9 protein-coding genes are annotated in these 10,898 nt (G+C 68.6%); 7 read left to right on the forward strand and 2 right to left on the reverse strand.

What is annotated here, in order from left to right; translation table 11 throughout:
* Nucleotides 1–115: 115 nt before the first annotated feature.
* A complete protein-coding gene (locus ACFY5B_RS15610) occupies nt 116–742 on the reverse strand; it encodes an NUDIX domain-containing protein (RefSeq protein ID WP_389969172.1) in 627 nt (208 codons plus the stop codon).
* 94 nt (nt 743–836) lie between these two features.
* Nucleotides 837–2,495: a CTP synthase gene (locus ACFY5B_RS15615; RefSeq protein ID WP_389969210.1), complete on the reverse strand. Its 1,659-nt coding sequence runs from the start codon at nt 2,493–2,495 to the stop codon at nt 837–839.
* Nucleotides 2,496–3,022: 527 nt separating this feature from the next.
* Between ACFY5B_RS15615 and ACFY5B_RS15620 the strand changes: the two genes are divergently transcribed.
* From ACFY5B_RS15620 to ACFY5B_RS15650, 7 genes are all read left to right on the forward strand, one after another.
* Nucleotides 3,023–4,825: a glycoside hydrolase family 15 protein gene (locus tag ACFY5B_RS15620; RefSeq protein WP_344462131.1), complete on the forward strand. Its 1,803-nt coding sequence runs from the start codon at nt 3,023–3,025 to the stop codon at nt 4,823–4,825.
* 414 nt (nt 4,826–5,239) lie between these two features.
* Nucleotides 5,240–6,124 carry a LysR family transcriptional regulator gene (locus tag ACFY5B_RS15625; protein WP_389969174.1) on the forward strand — a complete coding sequence of 295 codons (885 nt, stop codon included), beginning with the start codon at nt 5,240–5,242 and terminating at the stop codon, nt 6,122–6,124.
* A 73-nt stretch (nt 6,125–6,197) separates the two neighbouring features.
* A complete protein-coding gene (locus ACFY5B_RS15630) occupies nt 6,198–7,256 on the forward strand; it encodes a tartrate dehydrogenase (protein WP_389969176.1) in 1,059 nt (352 codons plus the stop codon).
* 112 nt (nt 7,257–7,368) lie between these two features.
* Nucleotides 7,369–8,505, forward strand: a complete 1,137-nt coding sequence (solA, locus tag ACFY5B_RS15635; protein ID WP_389969178.1) for an N-methyl-L-tryptophan oxidase — start codon at nt 7,369–7,371, stop codon at nt 8,503–8,505.
* A gap of 156 nt (nt 8,506–8,661) precedes the next feature.
* The gene (locus ACFY5B_RS15640) at nt 8,662–9,342 is read left to right on the forward strand and encodes a haloacid dehalogenase type II (RefSeq protein ID WP_389969180.1); all 681 of its coding nucleotides are present in this window, start codon (nt 8,662–8,664) and stop codon (nt 9,340–9,342) included.
* A gap of 855 nt (nt 9,343–10,197) precedes the next feature.
* On the forward strand, nt 10,198–10,551 hold the full coding sequence (locus tag ACFY5B_RS15645) for a cupin domain-containing protein (RefSeq protein ID WP_389969182.1): 354 nt from the start codon (nt 10,198–10,200) through the stop codon (nt 10,549–10,551).
* A 69-nt stretch (nt 10,552–10,620) separates the two neighbouring features.
* A partial coding sequence (locus tag ACFY5B_RS15650) for a helix-turn-helix domain-containing protein (RefSeq protein WP_389969212.1) occupies nt 10,621–10,898 on the forward strand: 278 nt, incomplete at its 3' end.

Genomic DNA, 10,898 nt, shown 5'->3' on the forward strand with positions numbered 1-10,898 from the left:
GGGGGCGCGCCCCTGAAAGGGGCGCGGGGAACTGCGCGACAAGCCACGACGCCGCCGCACCCGACCGACGACCTCTGCGGCACCCACCCGCCCCGGCCCAGCCCCCGGTGAAGCGCTACGCCTCGAACGGCCGCGCCGGCCAGGGCGCCTGGGCCGGGCGCAGGGCGTCCAGCCCGTCACCGGTCCGCGCGGCGACCAGGGAGAGGACGCCCACGACGAGGCAGTTGTTGTGGAGCTCACCGGCCAGCACACCCCGCACGAGGTCCTCGACCGGCACCCGGTCGAGTTCCATGTCGGCCTCCTCCTCGGCGACGGCGAAGCGCTCGCCCTCGGCCTCGGACAGGTCCCGAGCGAGGAAGATCCGGACGGCCTCGTCGCAGCCGCCGGGCGTGGTGTAGACGTCGGCCAGCACCCGCCAGTCCTCGGCCTTGACGTGCGCCTCCTCGTACAGCTCGCGCTGCGCGGCGTGCAGCGGGTTCTCGCCGGGCACGTCGAGCAGTCCGGCCGGGATCTCCCACAGCTTGTGGCGCACGGGGTGGCGGTACTGGCGCAGCACCAGCACGCGGTCCGCCTCGTCGAGGGCGAGGACGGCCACGGAGCCGGGGTGGACCTGGTAGTCACGGCCGACCACGGTGCCGTCGGGCATGACCACGTCGTCGGTGCGGACGGAGGTCTTGTTGCCCGTGAAGGGGGTCGCCGTCGCCCGGATCTCCCACTCCTCCGGGGTGTCCTTGATCGTCATGCCTGTCCTTCCACGTGCCGCGCGACCTGCTGAAACGAAACCGGGGTGCACACCCTTTGAAGGGATGCACCCCGGCCACCGTACAACTGGTGTGTTACTTCGAAGTCTTCCGCTCGACCGAGGCCTTGACGAGCCCGGCGAACAGCGGGTGCGGACGCGTCGGACGCGAGCGCAGCTCCGGGTGGGCCTGGGTGGCGACCAGGTACGGGTGGACGTCGCGCGGATACTCGACGTACTCGACGAGCTTGCCGTCCGGGGAGGTGCCGGAGAACAGGATGCCCGCCTTCTTCTCCAGCTCCGCGCGGTAGGCGTTGTTCACCTCGTAGCGGTGCCGGTGGCGCTCCTCGACGTACTCCTTGCCGTCGTACACCTCGCGCACGATCGACCCCTCGGCCAGCTTCGCCGGGTACATGCCGAGTCGCATGGTGCCGCCCATGTCGCCCTCACCGGCGACGATGTCGAGCTGTTCGGCCATCGTGGAGATGACCGGGTGGGCGGTGGCCGGGTCGAACTCGGTGGAGTTGGCGTCGGAGATGTCCGCGAGGCTGCGCGCGGCCTCGATCACGATGCACTGCAGGCCCAGGCAGAGGCCGAGCAGCGGGATCTTGTTCTCGCGGGCGTACTTGATCGCGCCGACCTTGCCGAGCACCCCGCGGTCGCCGAAGCCGCCGGGGATGCAGATCCCGTCGACGTCGCCGAGCTGCTGGGCCGCGCCCGCCGGGGTCTTGCAGTCGTCGGAGGTGACCCACTTGATCTTGACGCGGGCCCGGTTGGCGAAGCCGCCGGCGCGCAGCGCCTCGGTGACCGACAGGTAGGCGTCGGGCAGGTCGATGTACTTGCCGACCAGGGCGAGGGTGATCTCGTGGTCGGGGTTGTGGACGCGGTCGAGCAGGTCGTCCCAGGTCGTCCAGTCGACATCGCGGAAGGGCAGGTCCAGCTTGCGGACGACGTAGGCGTCCAGGCCCTCGCCGTGCACCGTCTTCGGGATGTCGTAGATCGAGCGGGCGTCGGGACAGGCCACGACGGCGGCCTCGTCCACGTCGCACATCAGCGAGATCTTCCGCTTGATCGCGGTGGGCACCTCGCGGTCGCAGCGCAGCACGATCGCGTCCGGCTGGATACCGATGTTGCGCAGGGCCGCAACCGAGTGCTGGGTGGGCTTCGTCTTCAGCTCACCCGAGGGGCCGATGTACGGCAGGAGCGAGATATGGACGACGAAGACGTTGTCACGGCCGACCTCGTGACGGACCTGGCGGACGGTCTCCAGGAACGGCAGCGACTCGATGTCGCCGACCGTGCCGCCGACCTCGGTGATCACGACGTCGACCTCGTCCGTCGCCATGCGGCGGATGCGGTGCTTGATCTCGTTGGTGATGTGCGGGATGACCTGCACGGTGTCACCCAGGTACTCGCCGCGCCGCTCCTTGGCGATCACGGTGTTGTAGACCTGGCCGGTGGTCACGTTGGCGGAGCCGTCGAGGTCGCGGTCGAGGAAGCGCTCGTAGTGGCCGATGTCCAGGTCGGTCTCGGCGCCGTCGTTGGTGACGAACACCTCACCGTGCTGGAAGGGGTTCATCGTGCCCGGGTCCACGTTCAGGTACGGGTCGAGCTTCTGCATCACGACGCGCAGACCGCGGGCCTTGAGCAGCATGCCGAGGCTGGAGGCCGTCAGGCCCTTGCCCAGCGAGGAGGCGACACCCCCGGTGACGAAGATGTGCTTGGTCGTCGAATTACGAAAAGCGGCGGGCGGCATGGCCAAGACGGGGCTCCCGTGGTCGCGGTCTGGGGGTGCGGTACGGCTGCCCGCCGGAGATCTCCGGGGTGCCGTCGCTGCGGTTCGGGGGTTCCCTGTCGGGAAGGGGCCCACCGGTCCACGGGCTACCAGCGTATCAGCGCCGCGGGGCGATGGCTTCCGGCCACGCTCCGCACACATCCCGACACGGAGGCGGCCACACTCACCGCTTCCTCACCCGTTGCTCACTCGTTCGGCGTACCCACCTTGCCTGGACGAGCACCCAGATCATCTGCGTGCGTCGTATCCTGCTCGGACACTCGCTGCCGAGCCCGTCCGGCCCAACGGCACCACCCCCCGCCCGTAAGCACCGGAACAACGTGAGCTCGTCAGTTCGTTGAGCAACAATTGACGCTTTGCATCACGGCTGAGCGACCTGTTTTGCTTCATCGCTCAATGACGCATTGCAAGACCTGCTGAAACCCCCCTTGACCGCACTAGCGACAGCCCCCTCGTGGGGTGACGTGGCCGTTCGACTGGAGTTGCACGTGGCCGGGCGCATCGAAGACTACGCACTCATCGGAGACATGCAGACCGCTGCCCTGGTCTGCCGGGACGGGACAGTCGACTGGCTGTGCCTGCCCCGCTTCGACTCGCACGCCATCTTCGCCGGCCTGCTGGGCACCGAGGAGCACGGCTTCTGGCGGCTCGGACCCGCCTACGCCTCCGACCAGCAGCCCCCCACCGCCGCGCGGCGCAGCTACCGGGGCGACTCGCTGATCCTGGAATCCGAGTGGGACACCCAGCGGGGCACGGTCCGGGTGACCGACTTCATGCCACCGCGTGACGGCGCCCCGCAGCTGATCCGGATCGTGGAGGGCGTCTCGGGCCGCGTGCCGATGCGCTCGGCGCTCAGGATGCGGTTCTCCTACGGACGGGTGGTGCCGTGGGTGCACAAGCACGAGGGGCGCACGGTGGCCGTCGCGGGCCCCGACTCCGTGTGGTTCGACACATCCGCGGAGACCTACGGCAAGTCGCTGACGACCTACGCGGACTTCACGGTCGCGCCGGGTGACCGGATCGCGTTCACGATCTCCTGGCAGCCCTCGCACAAGGAGCCGCCGCCGCTGCCCGAGCCGGAGCAGTCGCTGGAGGCGACGGAGGACTTCTGGCGCGAGTGGGTCGACCACTGCACGTACCACGGCCCCTACCGGGAGGCCGTGGTCCGCTCGCTGATCACGCTGAAGGCCCTGACGTACGCCCCGACCGGCGGCATCGTCGCCGCGCCGACCACCTCCCTGCCGGAGGACATCGGCGGCGTCCGCAACTGGGACTACCGCTACACCTGGCTGCGCGACGCGGCGATCACCCTGTCCTCGCTGCTGCGCACCGGCTACCGCGAGGAGGCCCGCGCCTGGCGCGAATGGCTGCTGCGGGCGGTCGCCGGCGACCCGGAGAACCTGCAGATCATGTACGGCATCGCCGGCGAGCGCGAGCTGGGCGAGGCGGAGCTGGACTGGCTGCCGGGCTACGAGAACTCCACCCCGGTCCGGGTCGGCAACGGCGCGGCCCACCAGCTCCAGCTGGACGTGTACGGCGAGGTCACCGAGGCCCTGCACCTGGCCCACATGACGGGCCTCGCCCGCAACGACTACGCCTCCCTGCTCCAGCTGAAGCTGATCCGCTACCTGGAGGACCACTGGCAGGACCCGGACGAGGGCATCTGGGAGGTGCGCGGCCCGCGCCGCCACTTCGTGCACTCCAAGGTGATGGCCTGGGTCGCCGTCGACCGCACGATCAAGCTGATCGAGTCCGGTGACGCGGACGGCCCGCTGGAGCGCTGGCGGGAACTGCGCGACGACATCCACCGGGACGTGTGCGAGCGCGGCTACGACAAGGAGCGCAACACCTTCACGCAGTCGTACGGCTCGAAGGAGCTGGACGCCTCCCTGCTGCTGATCCCGCAGATGGGCTTCCTGCCGCCGGACGACAAGCGGGTCATCGGCACCATCGAGGCGATCCAGCGGGAGCTGTCCACCCCGGACGGCTTCATCCTGCGCTACCCGACCTCGGGCGGTGACGAGGGCGTGGACGGTCTGCCCGGTGACGAGGGCGCGTTCCTGGCCTGCTCGTTCTGGATGGCCGACGACCTGGCGATGATCGGCCGCGTCGACGAGGCCCGCAAGCTGTTCGAGAAGCTGCTGTCGCTGCGCAACGACCTCGGCCTGCTGGCCGAGGAGTGGGACCCACGCCTGCAGCGCCAGGTCGGCAACTTCCCGCAGGCGTTCAGCCACGTGCCGCTGATCGACACGGCGCTGCGTCTGACCGCTTCGGGCGCGTACGGCGGCTGAGCGGGAGTAGGTTTCCAGACCCCGTGGCCACTTTCCATCAGCGATGGCCGCCACTTGGCCAATAGGACACGGGGATGGAAATCGTGCTCTGTGGACGAGTAGTTGCAGCAGCACTGATCGGGCACCGATTGGCCGGCCACTGGACGATCAAGTGATCTACGAGTCGCGGCTGGAGCCGGGGCGGCTGATGTTCGCCGACTTCGGTCGCCTGCACTCTCGTCTGGACGCGTGAAGCGGTCACGTCGCGCGGGTGGCGGTACGAGGTGTGGAGCGAGCCGGATCCGAGGTCTTGGAGTCGGTGAGGATGACGGCCAGTGCGTCGGTGATCCGTACTGCGTCGAGGCGATCCTTCACGCCACCATGGTCGGGACCGGTCGAGTCGTCGGTCTATGTCTTCCAGGGCGGAGGGCGCGTATGGACATTCGGCAGCTGGAGTACTTCCTCGCGATTGTTGATCGTGGGGGGTTCAACCGTGCGGCGTCGGCTCTGTACGTGTCCCAGCCGTCGCTGTCGCAGGCAGTGCGGGCACTGGAGCGTGATCTCGGCTCCGAGCTGTTCCATCGCATCGGGCGCAGGGCCGTGCTGACGGAGGCGGGAAGGGCCCTGATCGAGCCTGCCCGGGAGGCCGTGCGGAGTCTGGAGACGGCGCGGGCGAGTGTTGCGGCGGTGCATGAGCTGCGTGAGGGGCGCCTGGATGTGGCGTCGATGCCGTCACAGGCGGTGGAGCCGCTGACGAGCTTGGTGAGTGCCTTCAGCCGCCGTTATCCCGGTGTCTCCGTGACGATCAATGCGGCGTTCACGGCGCGTGATGTGATCGACATGGTGCGCACGGGTGCGGTGGAGCTGGGGCTCTTGGCGTCCGCCGGTTCTCTTTCCGACAAAGAGGTCGTCTCCTATTCGCTGGGGCGGCAGCGTTTCGTGCTGGTGGTGTCGGCCGACGGCCCGTTCGCCGGACGAACGGCGGTGGAGTACCGGGAGCTTGCGGGACAGCGGCTGATCGTCGGGCAGTCGGGTACCGGGATGCGGGCCTACGTCGATGCGCTGGGCGAGCAGGGAATCGAGTTCACCGTCGCGGTCGAGACCGAGCACCGGGTGTCGCTGATGCCCCTGGTGCTGGCCGGGGTCGGACTCGCGGTGGTCACGGACTCCTGGCGGGACCTCGCCGGGCGGCTGGGCGCCCGCGTCCTCGACATTGAGCCGGAGAGCACCTTGGACATCGCCCTCGTCGCCCGCCGCGGCATCCTGTCGCCCGCAGCCTCGGCGTTCGTCGCGGCCGCGACCTCGGCCGCCGACCGCTGATAGGTACGGCTTATAAAGGAGATCCGCTTTGCGTCTTGGACGCCCTGCGGACCGCCCTGCTGCAATCGTCGGCATGACGAAGAACCACCGCATTGCCCTGATCCCGGGCGACGGCATCGGCGCCGAGGTACTGCCGCCGGCACAGCAGGTACTCGATGTCGTCGGCCGCCGCCACGGCTTCGACCTGTCCTACACGTCGTACGACTGGTCGTGCGAACGGTACCTGCGGGAGGGCGCCATGATGCCCGCCGACGGGATCGACCAGCTGCGCGACAAGGACGCGATCCTGCTGGGCGCGGTGGGATACCCGGGGGTGCCCGACCATGTCTCGCTGTGGGGGCTGCTGATCCCGATCCGGCGCGAATTCCGCCAGTACGTCAACCTCCGGCCCATCCGTGTCTTCGAAGGCATCGACAGTCCGGTGCGCGGCGCACGGCCGGGAGAGGTCGATGTCGTCGTCGTGCGCGAGAACACGGAAGGCGAGTACAGCGAGGTCGGCGGCCGGCTCCACAGGGGGTTCCCGGAGGAGATCGCCGTGCAGGAGGCCGTGTTCACCCGGGCCGGGGTCACACGCGTGCTGGACTACGCCTTCACGCTCGCCTCCCAGCGCGGCGGCCGCCTGACCTCCGCGACCAAGTCGAACGGCATCGTGCACACCATGCCGTTCTGGGACCAGCTCGTCTCCGAGCGGGCCGCCTCGTTCCCGCAGGTCACCTGGGACCAGGAGCACATCGACGCGCTCGCGGCCAAGTTCGTCCTCGACCCGGCCCGTTTCGACGTCGTCGTCGCCTCCAACCTCTTCGGCGACATCCTCAGCGACCTCGCGGCGGCCGTAGCCGGATCCATAGGCATCGCTCCGGCGGCCAACCTCAACCCCGAGCGGGACTTCCCCTCGATGTTCGAGCCGGTGCACGGCTCCGCACCCGACATCGCCGGCCAGGGCATCGCCAACCCGCTGGGCGCGATCTGGTCCGCGGCCATGATGCTCGACCACCTCGGCCATCCCGCCGCGGCCAGGGACATCACGGACGCGATCGCCACGGTCCTGGCCAAGACCGATGTCCGCACCCGTGACCTGGGCGGAACCGCGGGCACCGCCGAGTTCACCGACAAGCTGATCGAACTCATCTGAGCCGTCCCCCCTGCCTCAAGGTGACACAAAGGGTGGGTTGACCCGCAGGTCTCCCGGGCTGATGGTGAACGCCATTCCCAGCGGGACAAAACCGGAAGAAGGGAGCGACCTCATGAGCATCCCGAAGCGCGTCGCCGTGATCGGCGCCGGCAGCATGGGCAGCCAGGCCATGTGGCGGCTGGCCGCCCGCGGAGCCGAGGTCATCGGCTACGACCGGTACGCGCCGGGCCACGACCGCGGCGCGGCCGGGGGCGAGAGCCGCATCTTCCGAGCCGCCCACCTCGGCGAACCCGGGTACATTCCGCTGCTGCGGCTCGCGGACGAGCTGTGGGAGCAGCTCCAGGCGGAGACGGGCCGGCAGCTGCGCCGCCGCAGCGGCAGCCTCGTGATGGGAGAGACCGCCTCGCCTGCCATGCGCCTCCTGCTGTCCACCAGCGCCGCCCATGGCCTGGATCACGAGGCACTGGACCGGGACGCCCTGGCCCGCCGCTACCCGCAGCATCGTCTCCCGGACGGGCACACCGCCGTACTCGACCGGTTGGGCGCCATGATCAGGCCGGAGGCGTCGATCCAGGCGGCCGCCGCGCGTGCCGAGCAGCTGGGTGCCCGGCTGCGCCGCTACACCCCGGTGCGGGAGGTCGTCCCCGCGGCCGGTGGCGGGGTGAACGTCGTCACCGACCAGGGCACGGACCATGTGGACGCCGCCGTGGTGAGTGTGGGCCCCTGGATCAACACACTGCTCGCGGAACTGCCGCAGACCGTCGACGTCCGCCGGGTGGTCTGCTCCTGGCACCTGCCCACCCGCTACGACTGGTTCGCGGGCGGGGCTCCCTCCTTCGTGCGCAGCACACCCCACGACTGCTTCGGGATCCCGTCGCCCGACGGCATCTCCGTCAAGCTCGGTCTGTCCTTCAAATACCATGCGCCGGTGCCCGAACCCGAACGGCTCGACCGTACGGTCCGCCCCGAGGAACTCGGCACCTTCCACGAGCTCATCAGTGAACTCATGCCCGACCTGAACCCCGACCCCATCAGGATGTCGGCCTACATGGAGGGCTACACCAAGTCCGGAAACCCGCTCGTCGGCCATCTCCCCGGCGAGGACGACATCATCGTCCTGGCCGGATTCTCCGGCAGCGGCTTCAAGCTCTCGCCCGCCATGGGAGAGATCGCCGCCGACCTGGCGCTCGACGGCACCACCGACCACCCCGTCGACTTCCTCGCTCCGGCGCGAGTCGACGCCGCCTGACCCCGCCGAACGCCGACCGCATCATCCCCCACCCCGACATCCCTGTCATAGGCATGCCCGAAAGCGGCGGGGGCGGGTCGGGCCGGCGTACGGCCGGACCGTGCCCGCTGCCGTCGCCCGTAACCAGTTCCCCGCAGCAGGAAAGTGAGCGCTTCCATGCCCGTTCCCTCGTTCCAGTTCCGCCCGAAGTACGTCTCGTTCGACTGCTACGGCACGTTGATCGAGTGGCCGATGACCCCCATCACGCGTGAACTCGTCGGCGACCAGATCCCGGCCGAGCACTGGGACCAGTTCGTCAAGGAGTTCCGCGGCTACCGCTACGACCAGGTCCGCGGCGAGTACTACCCCTACGAGCAGGTGCTGCAGGACTCCTTCGAGCGGGTCTGCCGCAAGTGGGGCATCAAGGCAGCCCCGGACGCCGGCAAGCGGTTCGCGGACGGCGTGCGCAGCTGGGGCCCGCACGCGGATGTGCCGGAACCGCTGAAGAAGATGGGCGGGAACTACAAGCTGGTGATCTTCTCCAACGCCGAAGACGCCTTCCTCGAGGAGAGCGTGCCCCGGCTCGGCGCTGACTTCCACGCGGTCTTCACCGCGGAGCAGGCCGGCTACTACAAGCCCCGGTACGCGGCCTTCGAGTACATGCTCGACCAGCTCGACGCGTCCCCCGAGGACTTCGTGCACGTCTCCTCGCACACCCGCTACGACCTGATGCCGATGCACGACATGGGCTTCCGCAATCTCGTCCTCCTGGACCGCGGCTGCGACCCGGTGACTCACGGCTACGACTACGTGACCATCAAGTCCCTGAACGAGCTCAACCAGATGCTGGGCATCTGACGCGCGATGCGACCGGACAGGCCGCAGAACCGTACTCCGCACCGCAGGCGCTGTGGCCGCCGCCCTGCAGGTCAACAGGCACATGAGCTTCCCGATCGTCACGACGGCCCCAGCCCTCGCGCTCGCCGCGTGCGTCAATGGGGCAGAGCGTCATCGTCGCCTCGGGCGGCTGGTCCCGAAGGCTCATGCCCGACCACCTCAAGGCCGTCTCGGATATCAAAACTTCCCCGTCTTCAGCCGGCTGTACGGTGATCGCTCCATGTTCGGCGCACCCGCGGTCGACGGTGTGATTGTCAAGGCATCGGTGGACGCACCGCTGGACGGACGCGAAAGGAAGACCCCCGACCCGGACCGCGTGCCCAGAGAACTCACCAGGGAAGAATCAGAAAAGGTCACCGACATCGTCACCGAATTCTTCCAGGGTCTACTGCGCCACGGGATTCTCGGGAAAGGGCTTCAAAATGCCGACCGGCTTCGGGCAGATCGCCGCACACGAGGCGCTCGGCAAGCAGACCGTCGACGGCCTGGACTTCGTGCGTCCGGGCCGGTTCAAGACCAGGTAGCCGCCCACTTCCGCCGCCTCGGCGCAGTCTTGTTGTAAGGACACCGCTGCGGGTGCACACGGCGGAGGTCTCATATCTCCCCGGGCCGAGAGGGCCGGGAATGCCGATTGCCGGCCCCGTGCTTGACACAACGTCCGATCACCGTGTCCGCAACGGACAGATCACGCGTGGGCTCCGTGCGGGGTGACGGAGATACTCGACGGACAGCAACAGTCCGCAGCTTGGTCGGTCCGGCGACCTTGGTATGTCCGTTCCCGACTCATGCCGTTCCCGAAACAGTAAAGGAATAAGCATGTCGCTCCTGAAGACCATCGATCCCAACCCCTCCTTCGCACCCCAGGAGTCCAGCCCGCTGCCGGAGCGCCTGATTTCCGGTGACCCGACGTACAAGACGTGGGCCCAGGACGCCGCCCGCGAGGGAACGATCAAAACGGGCGTCTGGGAAGCGACGCCCGGCGAGACGCGCTCGATCAAGGGCGAGCTCTTCGAGTTCTGCCACATCCTTTCCGGCGTCGTCGAACTCACGCCGGAAGGCGGCGAGTCGGTGGTCTACAAGGCAGGCGACAGCTTTGTCATGAAGCCGGGCTACGTCGGTGTCTGGAAGACCATCGAAACCGTGCGCAAGATCTACCTGACCGTGTCCTAGTGACCCGAGTCGGAGATTCATCGTTGGTTCGGTATGAGTCGTCCGGGTCCTAAGATTCCGCCGTTGTCGGTGACCGATGCCCAGCGGGCTGTGCTGGAGGGCTGGGTACGTCGCCGTACGACGGCTCAGGCGCTGGCCCAGCGGTCGCGGATCGTGCTGGAGTGCGCAGAGGGACACTCGATCATGGAGGTGTCACGTCGGCTGCGGGTCACTCCGGACACGGTCCGCACCTGGCGGCGGCGCTTCCTTGAACGGGGCCTGGACGGCCTGTCCGACGAGCCGCGGCCCGGCGTCCCCCGGAAGATCACCGACGCGGACGTCGAGCGGGTCATCGTCAAGACACTTGA

This window comes from Streptomyces sp. NPDC013187 (assembly GCF_042899705.1).
Lineage (GTDB): Bacteria > Actinomycetota > Actinomycetes > Streptomycetales > Streptomycetaceae > Streptomyces > Streptomyces hawaiiensis_A.

Bases quoted from the DNA above. Each gene is read 5' to 3' on its own strand.
- ACFY5B_RS15610 (WP_389969172.1), bottom strand. From the start codon at position 742: ATGACGATCAAGGACACCCCGGAGGAGTGGGAGATCCGGGCGACGGCG.
- ACFY5B_RS15615 (WP_389969210.1), bottom strand. From the start codon at position 2,495: ATGCCGCCCGCCGCTTTTCGTAATTCGACGACCAAGCACATCTTCGTC.
- ACFY5B_RS15625 (WP_389969174.1), top strand. From the start codon at position 5,240: ATGGACATTCGGCAGCTGGAGTACTTCCTCGCGATTGTTGATCGTGGG.
- ACFY5B_RS15630 (WP_389969176.1), top strand. From the start codon at position 6,198: ATGACGAAGAACCACCGCATTGCCCTGATCCCGGGCGACGGCATCGGC.
- solA (WP_389969178.1), top strand. From the start codon at position 7,369: ATGAGCATCCCGAAGCGCGTCGCCGTGATCGGCGCCGGCAGCATGGGC.
- ACFY5B_RS15640 (WP_389969180.1), top strand. From the start codon at position 8,662: ATGCCCGTTCCCTCGTTCCAGTTCCGCCCGAAGTACGTCTCGTTCGAC.
- ACFY5B_RS15645 (WP_389969182.1), top strand. From the start codon at position 10,198: ATGTCGCTCCTGAAGACCATCGATCCCAACCCCTCCTTCGCACCCCAG.